At 65.4% G+C, this 20,682-nt stretch carries 30 protein-coding genes; 15 read left to right on the forward strand and 15 right to left on the reverse strand.

Annotated features, from left to right (window positions below):
* Positions 1-8: 8 nt before the first annotated feature.
* From CFB45_RS08680 to CFB45_RS38260, 14 genes are all read right to left on the reverse strand, one after another.
* The gene (locus tag CFB45_RS08680) at positions 9-1,004 is read right to left on the reverse strand and encodes an RNA-directed DNA polymerase (protein WP_089425909.1); all 996 of its coding nucleotides are present in this window, start codon (positions 1,002-1,004) and stop codon (positions 9-11) included.
* A gap of 343 nt (positions 1,005-1,347) precedes the next feature.
* On the reverse strand, positions 1,348-1,704 hold the full coding sequence (locus tag CFB45_RS08690; protein ID WP_089425280.1) for a four helix bundle protein: 357 nt from the start codon (positions 1,702-1,704) through the stop codon (positions 1,348-1,350).
* Positions 1,705-1,718: 14 nt separating this feature from the next.
* Entirely contained in the window at positions 1,719-2,183 is a 465-nt protein-coding gene (locus CFB45_RS08695; protein WP_089425281.1) for a DUF1566 domain-containing protein, read from the reverse strand.
* Between the two features lie 30 nt (positions 2,184-2,213).
* Positions 2,214-2,576 carry a DUF1566 domain-containing protein gene (locus tag CFB45_RS08700; RefSeq protein ID WP_089425282.1) on the reverse strand — a complete coding sequence of 121 codons (363 nt, stop codon included), beginning with the start codon at positions 2,574-2,576 and terminating at the stop codon, positions 2,214-2,216.
* A 94-nt stretch (positions 2,577-2,670) separates the two neighbouring features.
* Positions 2,671-3,294: a 1-pyrroline-5-carboxylate dehydrogenase gene (locus tag CFB45_RS08705; RefSeq protein WP_089425283.1), complete on the reverse strand. Its 624-nt coding sequence runs from the start codon at positions 3,292-3,294 to the stop codon at positions 2,671-2,673.
* Entirely contained in the window at positions 3,291-5,057 is a 1,767-nt protein-coding gene (locus CFB45_RS08710) for an AAA family ATPase (RefSeq protein ID WP_089425284.1), read from the reverse strand. Before CFB45_RS08710 ends, CFB45_RS08705 begins: the two co-directional genes overlap by 4 nt.
* A gap of 12 nt (positions 5,058-5,069) precedes the next feature.
* Positions 5,070-6,254 carry a hypothetical protein gene (locus tag CFB45_RS08715; protein WP_089425285.1) on the reverse strand — a complete coding sequence of 395 codons (1,185 nt, stop codon included), beginning with the start codon at positions 6,252-6,254 and terminating at the stop codon, positions 5,070-5,072.
* A gap of 14 nt (positions 6,255-6,268) precedes the next feature.
* Positions 6,269-7,078 (reverse strand): RecB family exonuclease, encoded by an 810-nt coding sequence (locus CFB45_RS08720; RefSeq protein ID WP_089425286.1) that lies wholly within the window; start codon positions 7,076-7,078, stop codon positions 6,269-6,271.
* Entirely contained in the window at positions 7,075-7,242 is a 168-nt protein-coding gene (locus tag CFB45_RS38975) for a hypothetical protein (protein ID WP_175788134.1), read from the reverse strand. The genes CFB45_RS08720 and CFB45_RS38975 overlap by 4 nt, the downstream gene beginning before the upstream one ends.
* Positions 7,239-7,421, reverse strand: coding sequence for a hypothetical protein (locus CFB45_RS08725; RefSeq protein WP_089425287.1), 183 nt, complete (start codon positions 7,419-7,421; stop codon positions 7,239-7,241). Before CFB45_RS08725 ends, CFB45_RS38975 begins: the two co-directional genes overlap by 4 nt.
* On the reverse strand, positions 7,422-7,751 hold the full coding sequence (locus CFB45_RS08730) for a hypothetical protein (RefSeq protein WP_089425288.1): 330 nt from the start codon (positions 7,749-7,751) through the stop codon (positions 7,422-7,424). It lies immediately after the preceding gene.
* 134 nt (positions 7,752-7,885) lie between these two features.
* Positions 7,886-8,311, reverse strand: a complete 426-nt coding sequence (locus tag CFB45_RS08740) for a hypothetical protein (RefSeq protein WP_089425290.1) — start codon at positions 8,309-8,311, stop codon at positions 7,886-7,888.
* 33 nt (positions 8,312-8,344) lie between these two features.
* Positions 8,345-8,725 carry a DUF1566 domain-containing protein gene (locus CFB45_RS08745; RefSeq protein WP_089425291.1) on the reverse strand — a complete coding sequence of 127 codons (381 nt, stop codon included), beginning with the start codon at positions 8,723-8,725 and terminating at the stop codon, positions 8,345-8,347.
* Positions 8,726-9,601: 876 nt separating this feature from the next.
* Entirely contained in the window at positions 9,602-10,033 is a 432-nt protein-coding gene (locus CFB45_RS38260) for a hypothetical protein (protein WP_049096463.1), read from the reverse strand.
* A 102-nt stretch (positions 10,034-10,135) separates the two neighbouring features.
* Here CFB45_RS38260 and CFB45_RS08760 point away from each other — a divergent pair, with 102 nt between their 5' ends.
* Entirely contained in the window at positions 10,136-10,357 is a 222-nt protein-coding gene (locus CFB45_RS08760) for a helix-turn-helix domain-containing protein (RefSeq protein WP_256978221.1), read from the forward strand.
* Positions 10,358-10,471: 114 nt separating this feature from the next.
* On the opposite strand, the gene CFB45_RS08765 is transcribed toward CFB45_RS08760, so the two are convergent.
* Complete coding sequence (locus CFB45_RS08765) at positions 10,472-10,762, reverse strand: hypothetical protein (protein WP_089425294.1); 291 nt, start codon at positions 10,760-10,762, stop codon at positions 10,472-10,474.
* Between the two features lie 96 nt (positions 10,763-10,858).
* Here CFB45_RS08765 and CFB45_RS08770 point away from each other — a divergent pair, with 96 nt between their 5' ends.
* The 14 genes from CFB45_RS08770 (at position 10,859) to CFB45_RS08840 (ending at position 20,681) form a co-directional block, all read left to right on the forward strand.
* Positions 10,859-11,083, forward strand: coding sequence for a hypothetical protein (locus tag CFB45_RS08770; protein ID WP_027787544.1), 225 nt, complete (start codon positions 10,859-10,861; stop codon positions 11,081-11,083).
* Positions 11,080-11,298: a hypothetical protein gene (locus CFB45_RS08775; RefSeq protein WP_089425295.1), complete on the forward strand. Its 219-nt coding sequence runs from the start codon at positions 11,080-11,082 to the stop codon at positions 11,296-11,298. Before CFB45_RS08770 ends, CFB45_RS08775 begins: the two co-directional genes overlap by 4 nt.
* A gap of 56 nt (positions 11,299-11,354) precedes the next feature.
* Positions 11,355-12,404, forward strand: a complete 1,050-nt coding sequence (locus tag CFB45_RS39375; RefSeq protein WP_441301354.1) for a DUF1376 domain-containing protein — start codon at positions 11,355-11,357, stop codon at positions 12,402-12,404.
* Positions 12,401-12,877 carry a RusA family crossover junction endodeoxyribonuclease gene (locus tag CFB45_RS08790; RefSeq protein ID WP_089425296.1) on the forward strand — a complete coding sequence of 159 codons (477 nt, stop codon included), beginning with the start codon at positions 12,401-12,403 and terminating at the stop codon, positions 12,875-12,877. The genes CFB45_RS39375 and CFB45_RS08790 overlap by 4 nt, the downstream gene beginning before the upstream one ends.
* A gap of 10 nt (positions 12,878-12,887) precedes the next feature.
* Positions 12,888-13,217 (forward strand): hypothetical protein, encoded by a 330-nt coding sequence (locus tag CFB45_RS08795; RefSeq protein WP_179255049.1) that lies wholly within the window; start codon positions 12,888-12,890, stop codon positions 13,215-13,217.
* On the forward strand, positions 13,214-13,645 hold the full coding sequence (locus CFB45_RS08800) for a hypothetical protein (protein WP_089425297.1): 432 nt from the start codon (positions 13,214-13,216) through the stop codon (positions 13,643-13,645). The genes CFB45_RS08795 and CFB45_RS08800 overlap by 4 nt, the downstream gene beginning before the upstream one ends.
* Before the next feature lie 124 nt (positions 13,646-13,769).
* Entirely contained in the window at positions 13,770-13,949 is a 180-nt protein-coding gene (locus CFB45_RS08805; protein WP_089425298.1) for a hypothetical protein, read from the forward strand.
* Positions 13,946-14,599 (forward strand): putative metallopeptidase, encoded by a 654-nt coding sequence (locus CFB45_RS08810; RefSeq protein WP_089425299.1) that lies wholly within the window; start codon positions 13,946-13,948, stop codon positions 14,597-14,599. The genes CFB45_RS08805 and CFB45_RS08810 overlap by 4 nt, the downstream gene beginning before the upstream one ends.
* Positions 14,600-14,619: 20 nt before the next feature.
* Positions 14,620-15,099, forward strand: coding sequence for a DUF2280 domain-containing protein (locus tag CFB45_RS08815; RefSeq protein WP_089425300.1), 480 nt, complete (start codon positions 14,620-14,622; stop codon positions 15,097-15,099).
* Position 15,100: 1 nt separating this feature from the next.
* Positions 15,101-16,702: a TerL protein gene (locus tag CFB45_RS08820; RefSeq protein ID WP_089425301.1), complete on the forward strand. Its 1,602-nt coding sequence runs from the start codon at positions 15,101-15,103 to the stop codon at positions 16,700-16,702.
* Complete coding sequence (locus CFB45_RS08825) at positions 16,699-18,282, forward strand: DUF1073 domain-containing protein (protein WP_089425302.1); 1,584 nt, start codon at positions 16,699-16,701, stop codon at positions 18,280-18,282. Before CFB45_RS08820 ends, CFB45_RS08825 begins: the two co-directional genes overlap by 4 nt.
* Entirely contained in the window at positions 18,221-18,865 is a 645-nt protein-coding gene (locus CFB45_RS08830) for a phage head morphogenesis protein (protein WP_256978172.1), read from the forward strand. Before CFB45_RS08825 ends, CFB45_RS08830 begins: the two co-directional genes overlap by 62 nt.
* Before the next feature lies 1 nt (position 18,866).
* Positions 18,867-20,180, forward strand: a complete 1,314-nt coding sequence (locus CFB45_RS08835) for a DUF2213 domain-containing protein (protein WP_089425304.1) — start codon at positions 18,867-18,869, stop codon at positions 20,178-20,180.
* 12 nt (positions 20,181-20,192) lie between these two features.
* Positions 20,193-20,681 carry a structural cement protein Gp24 gene (locus tag CFB45_RS08840; RefSeq protein WP_089425305.1) on the forward strand — a complete coding sequence of 163 codons (489 nt, stop codon included), beginning with the start codon at positions 20,193-20,195 and terminating at the stop codon, positions 20,679-20,681.
* Position 20,682: the final 1 nt, after the last annotated feature.

Here is a 20,682-nt window from a genome sequence, read left to right on the forward strand (position 1 = left end):
TGTGATCCTCAGAAGGTTTTCGTAAGATCTCGATCGATGGCTTTCCCCAGCGAACGCAGGAGGTTCGCGAGGCTTGCGCGATCGTGGTGGCTGGCGGTTGCCTGCCGCAGCAGGCCGAAATACGAATTCGCGACCGGCATCAGGTCGCCGGCTGGTGTCTCGGCGACGCGCCGCAGGGCTTCGTTGCGCGTGCGTTTCCGCGTCTCGCGACGCCATGGCTTGATGACCTGGCCGACGAAGTCGATGCCGCGGTCAATCGGCTGGAGGATGGTTTTGCGCGGGTTGATCCGCGCGCCGAGCTGCGTGGGCAGGAACGCGGTGACGTCGGCGAGGATCGCGTTCAAGCGCGCCGGCGACTCGTGCAGGAACACGAAATCGTCGACGTAGCGGATGTAGTGCCGCGCGCCGAGCACATGCTTCGCGCGCTGATCGAGAACGTCGAGGTACACGTTCGCGAAGAACTGGCTCGACAGGTTGCCGATCGGGAGGCCAAGGTGGTCGGCTTGTTCCATCAGGCGCTTGTGCGGCGGGACGAGCTCCATCATTGCCGGGTCCCCGTGGTATTCGAAGTCGGCCCGTGGATCGTGCATCAGCACGCGCTCGGTCAGCGCACGCCAAAACGGCTCGGAGATCTTCTCGAAGAGCAGGCCGAGCAGGATGCGCTTGTCGATGCTGACAAAGAAGTTCGCGAGATCGCACTTCAGGTAGAACGCGCGACGCGACCAGTTCTGCGTGATCGATCGCACCTTCGCTTCGAGGCGCTGCGCGGCGTATAGCGTGCCGCGGCCCTTGATGCAGGCGCATGAATCGGCGATGAAGGACCGCTCGAAGCGCGGGCCGATCCGGTTGTAAAGCAGGTGGTGCACGATACGATCGCGAAACGCAGCCGCCCAGACTTCGCGCGGCTTCGGTCTCGTGATGACGAAGCATTTCGAGCGGCCGGGCGTGTAGCTGCCGTCGGCCAGCTCGTCGTACAGACGTCGCAGGTTGCGTTCGAGCCGTATTTCGAACGCAAGCGCTGCATTGCTGTTTCGCTTCGTTCGCCGGCAGTCGAGATACGCTTCGACGAGCTCGGCGAACGAAAATGGCCCTCGATCTGCGGACGGCGCGGGCGCGCAACTCGTTGTTCTGGTGGTTGTTGTTCTGGTTGCCATTGTTGAAGTTCTGGTACCACGCCCAGCCGGAGGTATCGTGCGATCTACGTCGCCCGACCGATTTCTCAGTCGGGAAACTGCGCTGGACCTTTCCGCACGCCGGCGGCCGGTTTCCTCATTGCGCATGGCGGTGGCTTTGTGAGCCAGCGGCACGACCAGATTGATATATCGCTCAGCCGCGAAGGCCTTGACCTTAGCGGAGCGGGCGACGGTTTGCGGCGTTCTTCCAGCCGGTGGCCTGCTTCCCGATGCTCGTCGTCTTCTCGACGGCAGCTGCGTAGCCATCACGAGCGATCAGGCGTTTGTCCATGCTGAGACGAAGCAGCAGCTCGATCACCTGCAGGCGCTCGAGCAATTCGACGAGGTGGGGCGCCTTGTCGGCTGCGACGTTCGCGCGGAACACCAACACCATGATCTCGATGCATTCCGCGCTGATCTTCTCGCCGATGCTGCGCTTGAAGTCGCGGGGCATGTTCTTGACCAGGCTGGTAACGTCATCGAGTAGCCCGTAGGCCGCTCGATATATCGGGAGTTGGTTGTGCAGGGCCACGGTGGGTTAAATGATCAAAAAACTGAAGGGATAAATCTGCGGACGGCGCGGGCGCGCAACTCGTTGCCCTGGCGGGTGCCGTTCTGGCCGCCATTGCCGAAGTACGGGCACCACGCCCAGCCGGAATTCGATTCGTGACGTTCGCCGGACCAGTAATAGGCCTGCTCGAACTCGCCCTTCAGGTTGGCGAACAGGAGCGATTGCTCCCGCGGCGTCGGCAGTTCGCCGCCACGTTCGGCGGCCCATGCCTTCGCCGCCTCCCAATCCAGATCTTCGGCCTCCCCCGGCAGGAGAATCAGGTAGTGGCTCAACGAGCCGTCTTCGAGAAGAATCTGGCCGGCGATGCGCTCGCCGGCCGCGAGCGGGATCGTGACGGCGTCGACGTGGTACTCGGTCGCGCGCGGTTGCTTCTTGAACTCGTCGATCATCGCGCCGATGCGCGCGTGATCTGCTTCGATCTGTTCGAGCGTGATCGTCATTGCATGCTCCGATTGTGAATGGCTGAAGGGTTAAATCGACAATCTGCGGACGGCGCGGGCGCGCAACTCGCTGGTCTGGCGGTTGAGGCTCTGGTAGCCATCGTCGAAGTCCTGGGACCACGCCCAGCCGGGATAGTCGGGGTCGTCGTCCGGCGTGTTGGACCAGTACGCAGCCTTCTCGAACAGGTCGCGGTGCTGTTCGTAAGCGATCACGAGCTCGGTGCGCGTCGGCAAATCACCGCCGATGCTCTTGGCCCAGTCCATCTGTTCCTGCCACGTTGCGCGATCGTTGTCGCCGGGCAGCAGGATCGTGTGCGTGACGTCGCCATTCTTGTCGACGAAGCCGCCGAGGTAAATCTCGCCCTCGGCGAGCGTGGGAAGCTGGATCTGCATGGTTTCTCCGGAAAAGAGAAGGGCGCCGATGAATGCGGCGCCCTTCGAATGCCGCGCGGACCGAGGTGAGCCGCGCGGGATAGGCTCTGTTGAATCAGCGGGGCATCCACTGCGTGCCGCGCACGATCCGGCCGACCGGTTCGAGCACGAGCACCTCGGATTCCTTCTCGCTGCGCACGAGTGCGCTTCCGCGGCGCTGGGCTTTCTCCAGCGATTCGTGGCGTTGCGGCTTGCAGTTGCGGCCGACCGTGACGAACAGCGGCGCGCGTATGCCGACCGGGCCGAGCGTCAGCTCGTCGATGCGGGCCTCGAGCGCCGCGGCATTCGCGCGCCAGGTGTCGGCTTTCTGCTGCGCGGCGTCGCGCTCGGCCGCGAGGCGTTCGACATCGGCGCGCAGGTCTGCGATGACCCGCGCAACGTCGATGACGCCTGCGTTCGGGTCCAGCGACTTCTCGACCAGGCCGACCGATACCAGCGCCGGCGCGGCTGCGGCCGGCGGCGTGTCGCCAGGCGGCGGGGGCGCCTTCACTGCGCGCGCGAGCCAGTACACGTACTCGTTGCCGCCGCCGGCACGCTTCTCGCGCTCGACGATCGCCTCGCCGAGCATCCGGTTCAGCTCCTTCGTCACGTCGAGCTGCGGAAGTCCGGTTCCGGTCGCCACGGCCTTCGCCGTGGCTTCCGACGTCGCGGTGAGATACTTCTCGATGTCCTCTCTCATGCTGCCTCCCGTATTGCATGCTGCGCGGCCGGCGCGACCTGACCATCCTCGACCCAGAAAGCCTCGATGGCTTCGGGCAGGCCGCCGGGCGGCGTCTTCAGGCTCATGAACACGAGCGCTGTGTCGACCTGGTAGGTGTATGCGAGGTCGTCGAGCCAGTACAGCAGCCGTTCACGCTCCGGCCCGACCAGCACATCTGCGCGATCAAGGACGAGCAGTTTCAGGCCCGAGAAGTGGCTGATCGCCGCGGCTATGTGCGCGTCGGCGCGCCAGCGTTCCGATTCCGACAGTAAGGCGTACGCACGACCGTTCGCGAGGATCTCCATTTCCGGCGTGATCGTGACGTCGGCCCATTCAGACAGCTCGGCGAGCGCGGTCAGGCGCTCGTTCATCGGTGTCAGCGCTTCGCGCAGCAGGTCGGCCGGAATTCCGTTCGGCGCGAGCGCGTCGGCGATTGCTTCCCAGACGGCCACGTCCTGATACAGCGCGAAAGCCTTACCCGTAATCTCGATTGCGGCGACGGCGCGGCGCTCGGCGTCGCGCGCGGCCGCGATGTCCGTGTCGAGCTGCTTACGGCGTTGCATCAGCGCGCCGAGCTCGCGGCGCGCCGCGTCGATCGCATCGCCCGACGAGTCGCCGGCGCCGGCAGTCGCTTCGTTCTCCAGGTCCTTCAGTTGCTTCGCCGCCGCGTCAGCCGCTTCGAGTTCCGCGCGGCGATTGCGGGCGGCGTTCTGCAGCACCGTGAGGCTGCGCTCGTACTCGGGCAGTTTCGCGATCGCTTCATCATCGCGCGCGCCGGCTGCGGCGGCGGCCGTGAGCGCGCCATGCAGGAAACGCAGCAGCGCGCCGCATTCTGGGCAGCTGCATTCCGTGCCGGCCGGTGCGGCGCCGGCGCGCACGCGCATCGCATCGACCTGCGGCTGAAACTCCGCGAGCTGGTCTTCGGCCAGCTGCGCCAGCTCGGCGGCTTTCGCGCAGCCGGATGCCTTGTCGCGCAGCGCGGCGATTTTCGAGGCGCGGGCGCGCGCGGCGGCTTCGCCGGCCTCGGCCGCGCCGATCTGGCGCTGCAGCTCGCCGACGTCGCCGTCGAGCGACGCGCGCTCGCCTTCGAGCTTGCGCAGCGCCGCCGCGTCGAAGTTGACCGGTGCCGGTCGCCAATCCGCGGCCTTCTGGCTGCCGTACGTTTCACCGGTCGTCGCGCGCCATGCCTGCTTCGCGCCGCGTGCGCGATCCGCCGCTTCCTTCTGCGCGGCCTCGAAACCGGCGCGCAGCATCGGCGTGATCGCCTCGAGCTGGGCGTCGACGGCGAGCCTGATCACGCGGGCCGGAGACGTCAGCTTGTCGACCAGCCGCGCGCGAATTTCCTGGGCACCGATCTTCACGCCCATCAGCTCGTACAGGAACGCGCGGCGCGCAGCGGCGTCGAGCTGCGCGAAGCGCTGCGCATCGAGCACGAGAGGAAGGCGCGGATCCTCCGCGAGCTCGCGCTTCATTTTCCCGCCTGGCAGCATGACGCTGTTCGCATGCTCGCCGCACGCGACGACGATCTGACCAGCCTCGGAACCCTCGGTCACGAGAGAACCGTATTCCTTCTTCAGCGCGACGCGCACGGTGTCTCCGGTGAGCGCCATACGCACGGCTTCCTGCAGGCTGCTCTTGCCGGCGCCGTTCGGGCCGGCGAAGAGTGCGACGGGTTTCGACAGCCGCAGGTCCGCGGCGTGGATCCCGAGCACTTTCGAGACATAGATGTCGGTGATCTTCATGGGAGGTTCCGGTTAGTCGGCGCTGATCGGCCCGCGTGCGCGCCGCGGCGCGCCGGCTCGCGGCTGTTGCTGCGCCTGTTCGGCGGCCGCGGTGATGGCGCGCATACGCGCGGACGCCGCGGCGTTCAGGTCTGCCTTCGCGGCCTCGTCCGGCACGCCGGCGATCGCGCTGCGCGCGAGGTCGAGATCCTCGGCAGTCGCCGCGGACTCGATGTCCTCGCGAATGCCGCGCACCAGGCCGTCGACGTCGAACTCAAACCCGCCTTGGCTCTGGCCTGCCTCGCCGCGTGGCTCGTCCTGGTCGTCGACCGGATCGGCCTGCGCCGCAGCCGGTGCGCCGTCCGTCTGCGGGTCTGACGCGGGCCCGGTCTGCGCAGGCGCCGTGCCGCGCAGCACCTCATCGGCAGGTTGCGCGCGTCCGCCGCGCAGCTCGTCAAGCGTCGCGCGGTTCACGGAGTAGCTGCCGTCGTCGTGCACGTCGACGATGTCGGCCGCTTCTTCGACGGTCGTAAGGCCCATCAGCAGCTCGGGCGCGTACAGCTTCCCGAAGAACGACGCCGTGCGGTAGCGCAACATGACCTCGTCCATCGTCTGCCACTTGCTGCCGTTCTTCGTATACCAGCCTTCCTTGACGGCCATCTCGATCGACACGGCAGGCGACTCGATGCGTTCGCCGGTTTCCTTCTCGATCGCCCATGCGACGCAGACCTTGTCCGTGATCGGAACGCTGATCGTGCGCTTCTGGCGCTGGTTGTTATCCCAGAACGTCTCGACGTAGTCGACGTTCTTCGCGCCGAGCACCTTGATGTCGAAGCGCAGCGGCGAAAAGCGGCCGCAACCGTTCACTGCAGCGATGATCCATTGCGACGACCAGGAGGGCCGGCCTTCGACGATGTACAGGTTCTGCATCACCATCAGCGGGTCGGCGCCCATACGCTGCGCCATGTTCAGCGCGACGACAGCGTTCGCGAGTGCGTTTGGGTTCTCGCGCGACTCCTTCACGTTGCCGTACTTGTCGAGCTTCTCGATCACCTTGCGGTACGCGGCCGGCACGAGCGTCGACGACGCGAGCAGGTTAGCCGCTCGCTGCATCAGCTCGAACGACTGCAGCGAGCCGAAGCCGGGCGCGACGGCGGGGAGGTTGGCCTCGCGCGGCAGCGGCGAGCGAACGGATTCCAGGGTGGTAGGCGTGGACATGGAGATCTCGCGGGTTAATCGTGGAACTGGCAGGTGCCGTGGCGCGGGCAGTACTTCTTGTCGCACAGCAGCGATTTCGGGTTGGGGTAGAAGCGGCCGGACCGGAACATGTCCGCGGCGAACTGGATCAGCCCCGGCGTTTCCTCGGTGCCGACCATCACGCGCTTCGAGTTCGCGATCGGCGCGGTCGCGACCTCGGGCGTGCCCTTCGTTTTCAGGCCGATGATCTCGGCCGTATCGCCGATTTCCTCGCCGGTCGTGTGCTCGTACAGCAGCTCGTATGTGCCGATCTGCGGGCCGTGCCCCTTCGTGACCGCCGCGCCTTTCTGGACTGCGGACGATCCGCTCTTCAGGTCGGCGATGCCGACGCCGGCCGCCGAGCGGCGCACGCGTGCGCGGTCCATCGTGCCTGTCAGGCGCACGATGACGCCGCCGCCGCAATCGATTTCGAGCGGCTTTGTTTCCATCTCGACCGCGACGAAGTTGTAGCGCGGTGCGACCTCGAGGCAGTACTTCGTCGTGAGCGACAGGCCGATGCGCTCGGCGTCCGACATGCTCAGGTCGTCGCGGGCCGGATCGAACTCGTTCTCCGGATCACGCAGCTTGTCGACGAACGCGCCGGCAGCGTCGTCGACGGTCAAGCCCGAGCCATCGAGGCGCGCCTGGTCGAATACGGCGGTGCCCGCGTGGATAGCGGTACCGAGCGCGGCGCGCAGGCCGACGACGTTGCGCATGTTCAGGAGGTGGATGCCTTCCCAGCGATACGCGCAGTCGAAGAGTGCGCCCCAGCTGGACGCGCGGACGGTATAGACGGACGGATTCATGCGGTTCTCACAGGGATGGATACGACGGACGTGCCGTCCTGGTTGAGCGCCGCAATCGCGAGCATGCACACGAAAGCGACGACGATCATCAGCGCGATCGCGCGGACGGGATGGCGCTCGTACAGGCGATCGAGCGCCGAGCAGAGAAAGTCGATAGGGGTCATCCGAGGCTCCTCAGGTAGGGGCCGGCGACCAGCGAGCCGTACCAGAGGCACGCGATCGCGAAGCCGTAGGCGACCATCCACGCGCCGGCCTCGATGGCGCGGCGTATGCGCGGCGCGCGCGCGGCAACGCGCAGAAGCGCGTTGTCGGTCGCCGCACGGGGAATGGTGAGCGCACGCATTTACAGACCCTCGCCGCAGACGCGCACGTGGCGCACGGGATCAGCGACCGGCACAGGTGCCGAGTAACCGGCCTTACCGAGCGCAGCGTCGACGACGGCGCGGATTCCGGACGTGAGTACCGTTTTTGAGGCGACGAGTCGCAGCGCCGTGACGATGTCAGGCGCCGCTGCGATCAGCTGCGCGCGCGCCTCGGATTGTTCGCCCGTGCCGAGTACGATGCAGATGCGTTCGTCTTCGCCGAGCACGACGATGCAGTTGCCGTCGTAGTCGAGGTAGTCGCCGGGCTCGCACGTTTCCCACGGCCCTTGCGGATGGTTGGTCTGTCCCATGTGGTCTCTCGGTGTGGTGTGCGGCTCAGCCGCGGTGGTGGTCGTCGCGGCCCTTGTCCTTGATCGCGATGGCGATTTCGACGACGAACCAGAAAGCGAGCAGCGCGAGCGCGCCGATAACGAAGCGGGCCATGTCAGATTCCTCGCAAGAGGCGCAGGGCGGACGCGCCGTGGTCTGCGCAGTGGCTGACACCAGTGTTGCCGGGGCCGAGTTCCGCGCCGCATGCCGAGCAGGTCGTCTGCGCGAAGCGCGGTGCGGCGGCGGCGAGGTCTGCGGCGGCGATACGACGCGCGATCTCGGCGGCGCGCGCGGCGACTAGTGTTCCCCAGACCGTGTACACGTCCTCGATGCGGCCGCGTGCCAACGCAGCGTCGATCACTGCGCAGTCGGTCGTCGAGATTTCGAGCCTGTCGAACGTGACGCCGTCGGCGATTTCTTCGTTGCGCTCATCGCGCGTCAGCGCCGCGTCATCGGCCGCTGATTGTCGGCGGTCGGCGATGGCGTCCATACGCGACGGGAGCGTGCGGACGTTTCCGACCTGGTGATTATTCGGATGCATCGCACCCTCCACGCAGTTGAAATCGATGAAGGGTTAAATGGGCAATCTGCGGACGGCGCGGGCGCGCAACTCGCTGTGCTGGGGGTGGCTGAGCTGGGTGCCACCGTAGAAGCCCTGGCACCACGCCCAGCCGGAGTAGCCCGGGTCCGTGTCGGGTTGGTTCGACCAGTAGGCGTCCGGCTCGAACTCGTCGCGATGGTTTTCCAGCAGAAAGAGCATTTCGACGCGCGTCGGCAGGTCGCCGCCGATCGATTTCGCCCACTCCATCTGCACCTGCCAGCTGGCGTCGTCGTTGTCGCCCGGCAGGAGCACGACGTGATGCTGTTCGCCGGCCGTGTTGGTGACGATGCCGACGTAGATCTCGCCCTCGGCGAGCTGCGGAACGGAAACAGCGGTGGGGGTGGGCGCGTTCATAGAAACTCCGGAAAGGAAGAACTACTAAGTAAATTGGGGTGTGAAACGGCAAACGGTGCTTGCTGCTGCAGCTCTCACCGGTGGCGCCTCGAAGAACGAACCGCCACCGGTCAGAACTGCTTTCACTCGCGCGCCCGGCTACTCCCGGCCGTGCCGGCTCCGGGCCGCGCGAGGTTTCGTGCCGATTACCACGCCATCGGTCACGTGTTGCTGGCTGTCTTGCATCAGGTTCGCTCGGCGCACAGCGGTCTTCCGCTGCGTCCGTCCTGACTCACGACGCTGATCGCGCCGGCCGGTTGCTCCGCGTGTGCGGTCCCGGCATACCTTCGATTGTTAGAGAGCGATCCGCCTGGGCGGTGGCGCAGCGCGTTGTGTGCTGCGTTGGAGTGAATATTAGAAGTTCTCTTTTTCATGGTCAAGAGAAATTCTAATATTCTCTGGCGGAAATTTGTAACATCGAGCGTGACGCTGTTCTAGCACAAGGAGAGCCGATGATCTGTCGATCCGATATCGGGGCATATGGCTAGTTGAAAAGGGCTCGATTGTTTCGCTACACTACTGTACATATATACAGTGGTGCGTTGGGTGAAACGACGGGGCGAGCGATGGACAGAAACGGGAACGCGAGTGGGCCGCGATGCAAACCGGGGGATCTGGCTAGGATCAAGCGCGCGTGGAATGCGCTTCTAGTGGGGGAGTTGGTGTTCGTGCGCAGCTATCAGCCAGGGGGCATGTGGCTTGTTAGCCTTCTGGGAGAACCAGCGCTCGGAGTCGGCGCGGACCGTAAGCGCCTCGTCATAACGCGCACGCTGATTGCTGATGATTCGGCACTTGAACCATTGGACAGCAGGGGCGAAATTAACGGCCTAGAGGCCGTTACAGGTTCAGCAGAGCGGGCGGCTCATCGGAATTCGGAAGCATGCGAAGCATCAACGCGAATGTCTGGGCCGGCTCACCAGATCTGTCCGCCTTGAGAATCGCATCGATCAAGGCTTGCGCAGCCGGACTGACAGAATTCACCAGCGCGCCTCGTTCGGCAGCGGGCAGATCGCGCGCGAGCCGCGGGCTGATGACGACGGGATCAGCGCCGATCTGAGCACAAATCGCCAGAAGCGCCTTCACGTTGAGTGGGATGATCCCGCGGAAATATTGGCTGATCAGGCCTTGGGTTCCCAGACCTGTGGCCTCCGATAGCCAAGCTTGTGACGCGCCGGGATGGCTGGATTTGTAGCGTTTCCACGCCGCAACCAGTCGATCACGATCCTCAAGTTCATCCTCGGTGAGAGGGCGTTTTTCTACTGTAGCCATGTGCAAATGGTAAATAGCGCCACTAATATTTGCTTGCCGAGGTCATTAGAAGTTCTCTTGACTTGATATAAGAGAACTTCTAATATTGAGCGCATGAACAACATGCGATCTCTCCGCAAGACTCTGGGCATGTCTCAGGCCGAACTGGCCGGCAGCATTGGGGTCACGCAGTCCGCCCTTTCTCACTACGAGAACGGCAGCTGTGATCCGCTCGTCGGGACAGCTCGCAGGCTCATTGCCTTTGCTGGCACGCGTGGATTTGCGTGGCATCTCGACGATGTGTACTCGTCGCCGACGGACCCTCAACAGAAGGAGGGGAAGTGATCATCCGCCGTTTTGTGACGAAGCGCGGCAGCCAGCGGTTTCGCGCGCGCGACTTCGAGCGGCTTTCTCTCAAGCCGCCACCGACGCATCGATTCCGCGCCCGGCTCGGCCGCGTCATGCAGATTTCATTCGATCTCGAATCGCTGCAATCAGGACGCGACGAGTGGAGTCGTCGCTTGGATGACGCGTGGATCGGTCCAGTTCTTCGAGCTGAGCTACAAGCTGAGCGGCGTCTAGCGCTGAAGATTGCACGAGCAGCCGAAGAAAGTCGGCAAGCAGCTCGGCGATAGCTTCGCGCTGGCTCTTCATGACGTCGTGGAAGTAGGGCGAGTTTTTTAGGAACGCGTCGAGCTGAGCGGTCACATTGGGATTGTCGTTCAGTCGATGGTTGTTCGAGATGGTCATGCGAACCCCGTGTTGTGGTTGTTGAAGAGGTCAGAGTCTTCGATTCTCGCATAGCGGTGGTTCGCATCTTTTTCAATAAAAATCGGGGCTATCGTCATGTCAAGACGCGCCGAATTTCGAAACGAAGTAAAAACGCGGCTGCGTGATCGCGTGTACGACGCGCTCCAGTTCTACAAGCAGCTGCACGGCATCGATTCCGACTCCGCCGCGCTCAACCGCATCGCGGAAGTGGCGCTGTTCGGCGTTGTGGGCACTTTGCCCGTTCAGCTCGCGGGCGTCAGTGCCGATGTGGGACAGACTGGCCCGCAGGTGAATGCATGACAGGTCGCCGCGTAGAGCAGGCGGTCCTGCTGCCAGTGGCCGAAGCAGCTGATCTGGCAATGCGTGCGGCGGCGGAGGGCATCCCCGTTACCGATTTCCTGGGAATTCAGGTGCTACGCGGCGCGTACGGCGCCATGCACCCGCTCGTCATCGAGTTTGAGAAGCGGCCCAAAGCGGCCCAATCTGGGACCGATGGTGAGGAGCAACAGCCGTGAACGACCTCCCGAATCCTCTCACCGCTGTCGACTGCGATCTGCGCGATTTCGCGTTCATGCCGCTCGACGTCGTGCGCCTGCGTGACAGCGACATCGCGGCGTTGTCGACCGCAGATGAGTTCCGCTCCGCAGTGCTGCTCTGGTGCGCTGCGTGGCACCAGGTGCCCGCTGCGTCTCTTCCGGACGACGATCGCGTGCTCGCGCAGCTGGCCGGGTACGGTCGCGTCGTTGCCGAATGGAAGAAAGTGCGTGAAGGCGCGCTGCGCGGCTGGGTGAAGTGCGCTGATGGCCGCCTGTACCACCCCGTAGTCGCCGAGAAGGCGCGCGATGCGTGGGCCGCAAAGCACGAGCAGCGCTACAAGACCGAGTGCGCACGCATCAAGAAGCACAACCAGCGTCACGAAATCCAGGTCGAATTCCCCACGTTCGAAGAGTTCTTGTCCCCCGAATATCGCGATCCTGTCCCTAGGGACAAACAGAAAGTGTCCCCGGGGACATGCGGTAAGCGTCCCCCGGGACAAACAGGGAGTGTCCCCCAAACTGTCCCCGGGGAAACAGCATCCAAGGGACAGGGAGAGGGAGAAGTAAACCTAAAAGCAAGCGGCGGCGGCACAGCACAGGCAGTAGCGGACGATGCGCAGAACGCCGCCGCCGCCTTCGTCGAGATCCTGCGCTCGAGTGGCGTGGGCTTTGCCGCCGATGACGAGCGCGTGCGCAGCTGGCCGTCGCTCGGCGCGACTCCGATCGACCTGCGTACCGCGATCCAGGTCGGGCTGCTGCGTCGGAAGCGCGAGGGCTCGACGCAGCCGCTGAATATCGGCCTGCTGAACTCGCTGCTGCCCGAGGCGATCGCGCAGCGCACCGGCCGCGCCGGTGCCGCTTCGTCTGGTGCGGCCGCCGGTCCGTGGCATACGAGCTGGGCCGGGATCGTTGCGCATGGCCGCACGCTCGGCCTCGAGCAGGGCGAGCATGAGACGTGTCCCGAATTCAAGCTGCGTGTGTTCGAAGCATCCGGCGATGGCCCGTGGTGGGACGAGCACAACCGCGCGTTTCGCAACAGCGCCGGCCCGGTCGCGGCTGGCTCGATCCTGGAGGCCGGTCGATGAGCCACGAGCAACAGCAGCTGATCGCGGCGCCGATCGCCATGCGCAGCGTCGAATTCACGGTTCCCGGCACGCCGGTCGCGAAAGGCCGGCCGCGCTTCTCACTCCACGGTGGCCACGTGCGCACGCACACGCCCGAGAAGACCGAGCGCTACGAGAACCTCGTGAAGATGGCCGCCAGCGCAGCGATGCGCAGCACCGAGCCGTACGCCGGCCCAATCCGTCTCGTGGTGCACATCGGCATGCCCATCCCGACGAGTTGGTCGCAGAAGCGTCAACGCGCTGCGGCCGCCGGCGAGATCGGTGCCACCAAGAAGCCGGACGCGGACAACGTTGTCAAGGCGTTGAAAGACGGGATGAATGGGATCGCATACGTCGACGACGGCCAGGTCGTCGATCTCTGGGTCGCGAAGCGCTATGCGGTCGTGCCCGGCGTGCGCGTCGAAGTCATCGATCTGAACCTGCAGCGAGCATAGGGAGGGCCCTTTGAAGACGAAAACCACGAAAATCACCCTCGACACGGTGCTGTCGGTGATGAAGCCCGGGCAGCGCTACACGGCGCACGATCTCGCGCGCAACGCGGACGTGCCGCTGTCGACCGTGCGACATCTGCTCGCGAGCGACCGCGCAGCGACGCGCGTGGACGTGCGGCGCGGCGAGAAGCGCGGCCGCATGTTCTCGTTGGCCGGCACGTGCGGCGGCGAAGGACACGTCGACACGCGGATCCGCCCGGACTTCACGAGCCACCTCACGGGGTATGCCGGCTGGCTCGGCAGCCACCAGGCACTGGCCATGACGACGCGGGGTGCTCGATGAGCGGCTTCCGGAGCATCGAGGAACGGCTCGACAACTGGGGGGCGACGGTTCGCTCGCCGCGGTTCAAGCCGGAGGTGTGCGCGCAGTGGGCGCGGCTGCATGTGGCGCTGCGCGACAAGGCGCTCGCCGAGATGACGATCCCGCCGGAGCAGAAGGACGGATGGGTCATCGAGGCTGCATGGTCTGCCATGCCGAACCACGTCGCGAAATGGGTGCTGAAGTACACCTACGTCTGGCGCATGGGCCCGGACCAGGTGCAGACGCGGATGCGGAAGGTACACAACGTCGTACTGCGCGGCCGGCGCTTCGAGTTGGTGCTCGCCGACGCGCACCGCGCGATCTCGCAGAGCATCGTGAAGTTCACTGCTGCATCGGTCATCGGAAAAATTGCATCGAGCGGTTGTAAACCCTCGGAATCTGTTCTATGATCCTCGGCAGATTACCGATTCCGCCTTGCGCGTGAGCTTTTGCTTCCCGGTTGGGAGGCAGACGCGCGAGGATACGAAGCCCCGTAGGCGAAAGCCACGGGGCTTTTTGCATTGGGGCGACGCCATGTCTTTCCGCATCCTCGAAACCCGCATGTACCGCGATCCAATGCTGGTGCTTGAGGCGAAGCAAGAAGCCGAGCAGCGCGAACGGCAGCGGCAGGCGCTCAGGAACGAGCCCAGCCCAGCGCGCCGCTCGGCCGAGGCGCTGTTCGACCTGCCGCCACGGCTGGATAGCGTGGCATGACCCGGGCGCAGAAGGCCACGCCCGGCAGCAATCGACCCATGCCGCCTGACGCGCTCTTCGACGACTCGAACTGGTTTCTCCACCTCATGCCGGCCGACGGCGTGAACGACTGGGTGCACCACACGTTCCTGCGCGAAGGCGCGCCGCTGCACAACCCGGATCACGCGCACCTGGTCGACGCCGACGTCGCCTACCTCTGGGCAGCCGTCGAGAATGTGCGCCAGATGCGCCGCGTCGTCGGCCAATGCGAAGAGGTGATGATCCGTGCCGGCGGCTGGCAACGCGCCAGGCAGGAGCAACAGCTTTGTGAGTGGTTCGGCCGCGTGCCGGCGTTCCTAATCACGCTCGACGCGCACTACGCGCGCGAATGCAGCGACATGGAGTGGTGCGCGCTCGTTGAGCACGAGCTATATCACATTGGCCAGCGCGACGACGGGTTCGGCGCGCCTGCCTTCACGAAGGACGGCATGCCGAAGCTCGGCATCCGCGGTCACGACGTCGAGGAATTCGTGGGCGTCGTCCGGCGATACGGCGCCGGCGCGGCGGCCGGCGACACGGCAAAGCTGGTCGACGCTGCCCGCCGCGCGCCGGAGGTCGGCCACGTCGACATCGCGCGAGCGTGCGGCACCTGCATCCTGCGCGCCGCATAGCCTACTGAACGCATTCCACCATGGCAAAACTTCAGGAGCCGATCAAGCTGTACATCGTGCAGTCCTTGGCCTGCTTCGACACGATCTCGCGCGTTGCCAAGGCCGTGCGCGAGGAATTCGGCGTCGAGGTATCGCCGCAGCAGTGCGAGCGATACGACCCGACGAAACAGGCCGGCTCATCGCTGAGCAAGAAGTATCGGGAGATCTTCGAGCGCACGCGCGAGGAATTCCTGAAGGACACGTCGCGCATCGGCGTCGCGCACCGCGCCGTGCGCCTCCGCAAACTCGACCACGCTGTCGGCATCGCCGAGCAGCGCGGAAACATTCCGCTGATGGCCCAACTGCTCGAACAAGCTGCGAAGGAAGCCGGTGACGCGTTCACAAACCGTCACCGTCTGGAGCACACGGGCAAGGAGGGCGGTCCGATCACCGCGATCTCGACTGTGACGAACGACCCACAGGAGGCGGCGAAGATCTACGCCAAGCTCATGAACCCGTAGCATGCCCATCCCGTTCCCGTTCGACTTCCGCGCACCGGACTACGTGCAGGTGTTCGAATGGCGAGCGGAACGGCTGAAGCGCATCCGCGCGAATCCGGGCATGCTGCCGGCGCTGCGGACGTTCTACCGCGACAACCCGGCCCAGTTCATCATCGACTGGGGTATGACGTTCGATCCGCGTAACGTCGAGCGCGGGCTGCCGGCGACGATCCCATTCCTGCTGTTCCCGAAGCAGGAAGAGTGGTGCCAGTGGTTCATGGAGCGCTGGAAGGCGCAGGAGCCCGGCATCACCGAGAAGACCCGGGACATGGGCATGTCATGGCTCACGGTCGGCCTTGCCGGCACGATCTGCCTGTTCCACGAGGGCGTCGCAGCCGGCTTCGGCTCGCGCAAGGAAGAGTACGTCGACAAGATCGGCGCGCCGAAGAGCCTGTTCTGGAAGGCGCGCGAGTTCCTGCGCCTGCTGCCCGCTGAGTTCCGCGGATCGTGGGACATCGGCACGCACGCGCCGCACATGCGCATCCTGTTCCCGGATACGGGCTCGGTGATCACGGGCGAGTCGGGCGACGGTATCGGCCGCGGGGATCGCGCCAGCTTCTATGTCGTCGACGAGTCGGCGTTCCTGGAGCGGCCGCAGCTGGTCGATGCGTCGCTGTCAGCGACGACGAACTGCCGTCAGGACATCTCGACGCCGAACGGCATGGGCAACTCGTTCGCGCAGCGGCGTCACAGCGGCAAGATCAAGGTCTTCACGTTCCACTGGCGAGACGACCCGCGCAAGGACGACGCCTGGTACGCGAAGCAGGTTGCCGAGCTGCCGGCCGTCGTCGTCGCGCAGGAGATCGACATCAACTACGCGGCGTCCGTCGAGGGCGTCGTGATCCCGTCTGCATGGGTGCAGGCCGCGATCGGCGCGCACGTGAAGCTCGGCATCGACCCGAGCGGCCTGCGCCGCGGCGGCCTCGACGTGGCCGACGAGGGCAAGGACAAGAACGCATTTGCGGGCCGCTACGGCTTCCTGCTGAACTTCCTGCGGTCCTGGTCTGGCAAGGGCGGCGACATCTACGAGACGGTCGAGAAGACCTTCGGCATCTGCGACGAGTTGGGCTACGAGTCGTTCGATTACGACGCCGACGGGCTCGGCGCCGGCGTGCGCGGCGACGCGCGCGTGATCAATGAGCGGCGAATCGAGATCGGCAAGCGGCCGATCAACGACGAGCCGTTCCGCGGCTCCGGGCCGGTGCATGACCCGGAAGGCGAGATGGTGCAGGAGCGGAAGAACAAGGACTACTTCGCGAACCTGAAGGCGCAGGCGTGGTGGGCACTCCGGCTGCGCTTCCAGGCGACGTATCGAGCTGTCGTCGAGGGCAAGCCATACAACCCCGACGACATCATCTCGATCGACCCCGCGCTGGACGAGCTGTCCGCGCTGACGATGGAGCTCGCTCAACCGACCTACACAGTGAACGGCGTCGGGAAGATCGTTATCGACAAGGCGCCGGACGGCACGAAATCGCCGAACTTGGCTGACGCGGTCATGATCGCGTATCAGCCGGCCGGGCAGGTATTGGACATCTGGACAAAGTTGGGGTCGGCGGGATGAATCGAAAGCAACGCAAGGCCGAGCAGCGGCAATACCGCGCGATGGCTGCGGATTCCGCCAACGCGAAGCGCTGGCTCACGCCGGACAGCTTCCAGAACTTCGAGGCACGCGTCGGGCTCGGCACGCCGAACCAGGCATCAGCCTACCAGTACGGGTTCGACTTCATCTCCCGCAACCGCGTGCAGATGGAGGCGATGTACCGGTCGTCGTGGATCGTCGGCCAGGCCGTCGACGTCGTCGCGGAAGACATGACGCGCATGGGCGTCGAGATCGGTTCGGACATCGATCCCGAGGACAAGGACACGCTGAACCAGGGGTTCGAGAATCTCGCGATCTGGGACAGCTTCTGCGACACGGTGAAGTGGGCGCGCCTCTACGGCGGCGCGCTCGCCGTCATGATGATCGACGGCCAGGACGCGTCGAAGCCTCTGCGGCTCGACTCGATCGCCGAGGGACAGTTCAAGGGCCTCTGCGTGCTCGATCGCTGGCTCGTGCAGCCGACGCTTACGGATCTGGTGCAGGAGCCCGGTCCTGAGCTCGGTATGCCGCGCTACTACGACGTCGTCGCCGACTCGATGGCGCTCCCGCGCCAGCGCATCCACTACAGCCGCGTGCTCCGCTTCGATGGCGTCACGCTGCCGTACTGGCAGCGCATCGCCGAGAACCTCTGGGGGCAGTCCGTCATCGAGCGGCTGATCGACCGACTCGTCGCGTTCGACAGCACGACGATGGGCGCAGCGCAGCTCGTATTCAAGGCGCACCTTCGCACGATGAAGGTGAAGGATCTGCGCAAGGTCATTGCGGCTGGCGGCCCGGCGCTCGAGGCGCTGCTGAAGAACGTCGACTTCATCCGTCGGTTCCAGTCCAACGAAGGGCTGTCGCTGATCGATGCGGACGACGAGATGCAGATCGACCAGTACGGGTTCACCGGTCTGGATGCCGTCCTGCTGCAGTTCGCACAGCAGCTCGCGGGCGCGCTGCAGATCCCGCTCGTGCGTCTGCTCGGCCAGTCACCGGCCGGCCTGAACGCCACCGGCGAATCGGACCTGCGCACGTACTACGACAACATCAAGCAGCAGCAGGAGCGCCGGCTGCGCCGCCCGCTGAATGTGCTGTTCGAGGTGATGTTCCGCTCGATCCTCGGGAAATCCCCTCCGAAGGGCTTCTCGTACGACTTCCGCGCGCTATGGCAGATGACGGACGAGCAGAAGGCGACCACGGCGAACACGATCACCGACGCGGTGACGAAGGCAGTCGATGCAGGCCTGATGTCGCCGTCCGGCGGCATGAAGGAGCTGCGCGCGTCGGCGCATCGCACCGGCGTGTTCGCGTCGATCACCGACGAGGAAATCAAGCAGGCCGAGGACGAGCCACCGCCGGCGGCCGAGATGGAGCTTCCCACTGATGCTGATGACCCGAACGACGGACCGCAAGCGACGCCGAAACCCGTTGCGCCTGGCCGCTCCCGAGCGTCATCTAAGGACGCAGCTCCGCAAGATCGCCGAACAGGTGGGCGCGTTGGTCGATGGCTTTCCGCCTGGCGATCCCGCGTACGCGCCGACGATCGAGCAGCTGCTTAGGCGGTATGCCGAGGCACTCGGTCCGTGGGCGGAAGTCACCGCCGCGCGCCTGCTCGACGACCTGAACCGGCGCGACGAGCAGGCGTGGATGCAGCAGGCGGCCGACATGTCGCGTGCGTTGCGCGACGAGCTGCGGCGCGCGCCGACCGGCGAGACGATGCGCGCGCTGATGGCGGAGCAGGTGGGGTTGATCAAGTCGATTCCGCTGGAGGCCGCCGAGCGCGTGCACCGACTCACGATCGAGGCGCTTGAAGACAGCACGCGCGCGGCTGCGATCTCGAAGGAGATTCAGCGATCGGGCGAGGTCGCAAAGAGCCGCGCCGACCTGATCGCCCGCACGGAGGTTTCGCGCGCAGCGACGTCGCTGACGGAAGCCCGCGCGCTCGCCGTCGGTAGCACGCACTACATCTGGCGCACCAGCGGCGACAGCGACGTGCGGCCCGGCCACCGCGCGATGGAAGGCATGGTCTGCGCCTGGAACGACCCGCCGGAGGTCGAAGAAAACGGCCGCGTCATGCGGTTCCACCCCGGTCAGATCTGGAACTGCCGGTGCTGGGCCGAACCGATCATTTCCGAGGACTGACATGCGCTTCTACACGATCCAGAAGCTCGGGCCGAAGCGTTCGCTCACGCCCGAGGGCTTCCTGCTGTGCGAGGACGTTCCCGTCGCGCGCACCGGCGAGATGCTGTACGCCGATGGCGAGGTTCCGATCGAGGCGGGGCCGGACGGCCTGATCCGCATCAGCCGCACGCCGGAAGAGGTGTTCCGCGACGAGACGCTCGCAAGCTGCGCCGGCAAGCCGGTGACATTGGATCACCCCGACGACTTCGTAACCCCAGCGACATTCTCCGCGCTCGGCAAGGGCGTGATGCTGAACATCCGCCGGGGCGACGGGATCGAGAACGACCTGATCCTCGCCGATCTGCTGATCACCGCGCAGGAAGCGATCGAAGCGGTGCAGTACGAAGAAATCGAAGAGGTCAGCCTCGGCTACGAGGCTGACTACGAACAGGTATCACCCGGCCGCGGGGTACAGCGGAACATCGTTGTCAACCACGTAGCCATCGTCCCTCGCGGCCGCTGCGGCCCGCGCTGCGCGATCGGCGATAAGGAACCCGAGATGAAGACGAAAGACAGCAAGCCGACCACGAAGCCGCCGCGCCGCTCGTCGTGGCTCGACCGCCTGATGAAGTCGCTGAAGACCGGCGACGAGGACGGCGTCGAGGAAGCGCTCGAAGAGGGCCGCAAGTCGATGGACGAAGAGTCCGAGGAAGAGCGCGAGAAGCGCGAAGCAGCCGAGCGCGAGGGCAAGACGGCTGATGCGATCGCAGCGCTCACGAAGACGGTCAAGGCCCTCGATCGCAAGATCAACCGCCTCGCCGCGCGCGACGCTGAGCGCGAAACCGAGGACGACGACGAGGAAGAGGACGATGAGATGGACGAGACGACGGACACCGTCATCGAGGCTGAAACGGCCGGCCGCCTCGATCAGTCGGGCGTCGACCTGTACACCGGCGACTCCGCGCGCCTGATCCCGGCACGCGCGGAGATCCTCGCTCCGGGCGTGAAGCTCCCGACGCTCGACGGCCTGAAGACGAAGGACCGCGCGGCCGCGCTCTGCCGCTGCCAGCGCAAGGCGCTCGACCAGGCATACGAGACGGACGCCGGCCGCGCCGCGATCGCGCCGTTCCTCGGCGGCCGCGCTCCGGACTTCGACACTATGCCGGCACGCGTCGTCGACACCATCTTCACCGGCGCGGCCGAGCTGATGCGGGCGAAGAACAACGCCGGCGCCTCGAGCGGCAAGGTGAACACGCGCGATTTCGGCAAGGCAACCACGATCGCCGACATCAACAAGCGCAACGCGGAATTCTGGTCCAAGCGGGCCGGCCAATAAGGAGAGTGCCACATGGGCAACGCAATTCTGTATCGCATGCCTTCGGGCATTCCCGGCGACATCAGCCGGCAGTCGCAGGCCACGGTCGAGACGGGGTTCTTCGATTCGACGAACCCGTTCTCGGCGTATGGCCTGTTCGGCAAGGTCGTGAGCGGCAAGTTCGTGCCGATCGGCGCGGGTGACGTCGCCACGGCCGTCTACGGCCTGCTCGTGCGCCCGTTCCCGACGCAGAGCTCGCAAGACCCCGTCGGCACGTCGACGCCCCCGACCAAGGGGCCGGCCGACATCCTGCGCCGCGGTTACATGACCGTCCAGCTGAACGCGGGCGTTGCCACGCTCAACGGCCAGGTCTACGTGCGCGTTGCGGCGGCCGCAGCCGGCAAGCCGATCGGCGGCATCGAAGCAGCGGCTGACGGCACGAACACGATCGCCATCGCCGGCGCGACGTTCATGGCGGCGGCCGATGCCGCCGGCAACGTCGAAATCGCCTACAACATCTAAG

Source organism: Burkholderia sp. HI2500 (assembly GCF_002223055.1).
Taxonomy (GTDB): domain Bacteria; phylum Pseudomonadota; class Gammaproteobacteria; order Burkholderiales; family Burkholderiaceae; genus Burkholderia.

What these genes read in the sequence shown, in the direction of transcription:
- CFB45_RS08695 (WP_089425281.1), bottom strand. Translation starts at nt 2,183, where the DNA reads ATGACGATCACGCTCGAACAGATCGAAGCAGATCACGCGCGCATCGGC.
- CFB45_RS08700 (WP_089425282.1), bottom strand. Translation starts at nt 2,576, where the DNA reads ATGCAGATCCAGCTTCCCACGCTCGCCGAGGGCGAGATTTACCTCGGC.
- CFB45_RS08705 (WP_089425283.1), bottom strand. Translation starts at nt 3,294, where the DNA reads ATGAGAGAGGACATCGAGAAGTATCTCACCGCGACGTCGGAAGCCACG.
- CFB45_RS08710 (WP_089425284.1), bottom strand. Translation starts at nt 5,057, where the DNA reads ATGAAGATCACCGACATCTATGTCTCGAAAGTGCTCGGGATCCACGCC.
- CFB45_RS08715 (WP_089425285.1), bottom strand. Translation starts at nt 6,254, where the DNA reads ATGTCCACGCCTACCACCCTGGAATCCGTTCGCTCGCCGCTGCCGCGC.
- CFB45_RS08720 (WP_089425286.1), bottom strand. Translation starts at nt 7,078, where the DNA reads ATGAATCCGTCCGTCTATACCGTCCGCGCGTCCAGCTGGGGCGCACTC.
- CFB45_RS38975 (WP_175788134.1), bottom strand. Translation starts at nt 7,242, where the DNA reads ATGACCCCTATCGACTTTCTCTGCTCGGCGCTCGATCGCCTGTACGAG.
- CFB45_RS08725 (WP_089425287.1), bottom strand. Translation starts at nt 7,421, where the DNA reads ATGCGTGCGCTCACCATTCCCCGTGCGGCGACCGACAACGCGCTTCTG.
- CFB45_RS08730 (WP_089425288.1), bottom strand. Translation starts at nt 7,751, where the DNA reads ATGGGACAGACCAACCATCCGCAAGGGCCGTGGGAAACGTGCGAGCCC.
- CFB45_RS08740 (WP_089425290.1), bottom strand. Translation starts at nt 8,311, where the DNA reads ATGCATCCGAATAATCACCAGGTCGGAAACGTCCGCACGCTCCCGTCG.
- CFB45_RS08745 (WP_089425291.1), bottom strand. Translation starts at nt 8,725, where the DNA reads ATGAACGCGCCCACCCCCACCGCTGTTTCCGTTCCGCAGCTCGCCGAG.
- CFB45_RS38260 (WP_049096463.1), bottom strand. Translation starts at nt 10,033, where the DNA reads ATGGCTACAGTAGAAAAACGCCCTCTCACCGAGGATGAACTTGAGGAT.
- CFB45_RS08760 (WP_256978221.1), top strand. Translation starts at nt 10,136, where the DNA reads ATGCGATCTCTCCGCAAGACTCTGGGCATGTCTCAGGCCGAACTGGCC.
- CFB45_RS08765 (WP_089425294.1), bottom strand. Translation starts at nt 10,762, where the DNA reads ATGACCATCTCGAACAACCATCGACTGAACGACAATCCCAATGTGACC.
- CFB45_RS08770 (WP_027787544.1), top strand. Translation starts at nt 10,859, where the DNA reads ATGTCAAGACGCGCCGAATTTCGAAACGAAGTAAAAACGCGGCTGCGT.
- CFB45_RS08775 (WP_089425295.1), top strand. Translation starts at nt 11,080, where the DNA reads ATGACAGGTCGCCGCGTAGAGCAGGCGGTCCTGCTGCCAGTGGCCGAA.
- CFB45_RS39375 (WP_441301354.1), top strand. Translation starts at nt 11,355, where the DNA reads ATGCCGCTCGACGTCGTGCGCCTGCGTGACAGCGACATCGCGGCGTTG.
- CFB45_RS08790 (WP_089425296.1), top strand. Translation starts at nt 12,401, where the DNA reads ATGAGCCACGAGCAACAGCAGCTGATCGCGGCGCCGATCGCCATGCGC.
- CFB45_RS08800 (WP_089425297.1), top strand. Translation starts at nt 13,214, where the DNA reads ATGAGCGGCTTCCGGAGCATCGAGGAACGGCTCGACAACTGGGGGGCG.
- CFB45_RS08805 (WP_089425298.1), top strand. Translation starts at nt 13,770, where the DNA reads ATGTCTTTCCGCATCCTCGAAACCCGCATGTACCGCGATCCAATGCTG.
- CFB45_RS08810 (WP_089425299.1), top strand. Translation starts at nt 13,946, where the DNA reads ATGACCCGGGCGCAGAAGGCCACGCCCGGCAGCAATCGACCCATGCCG.
- CFB45_RS08815 (WP_089425300.1), top strand. Translation starts at nt 14,620, where the DNA reads ATGGCAAAACTTCAGGAGCCGATCAAGCTGTACATCGTGCAGTCCTTG.
- CFB45_RS08820 (WP_089425301.1), top strand. Translation starts at nt 15,101, where the DNA reads ATGCCCATCCCGTTCCCGTTCGACTTCCGCGCACCGGACTACGTGCAG.
- CFB45_RS08825 (WP_089425302.1), top strand. Translation starts at nt 16,699, where the DNA reads ATGAATCGAAAGCAACGCAAGGCCGAGCAGCGGCAATACCGCGCGATG.
- CFB45_RS08835 (WP_089425304.1), top strand. Translation starts at nt 18,867, where the DNA reads ATGCGCTTCTACACGATCCAGAAGCTCGGGCCGAAGCGTTCGCTCACG.
- CFB45_RS08840 (WP_089425305.1), top strand. Translation starts at nt 20,193, where the DNA reads ATGGGCAACGCAATTCTGTATCGCATGCCTTCGGGCATTCCCGGCGAC.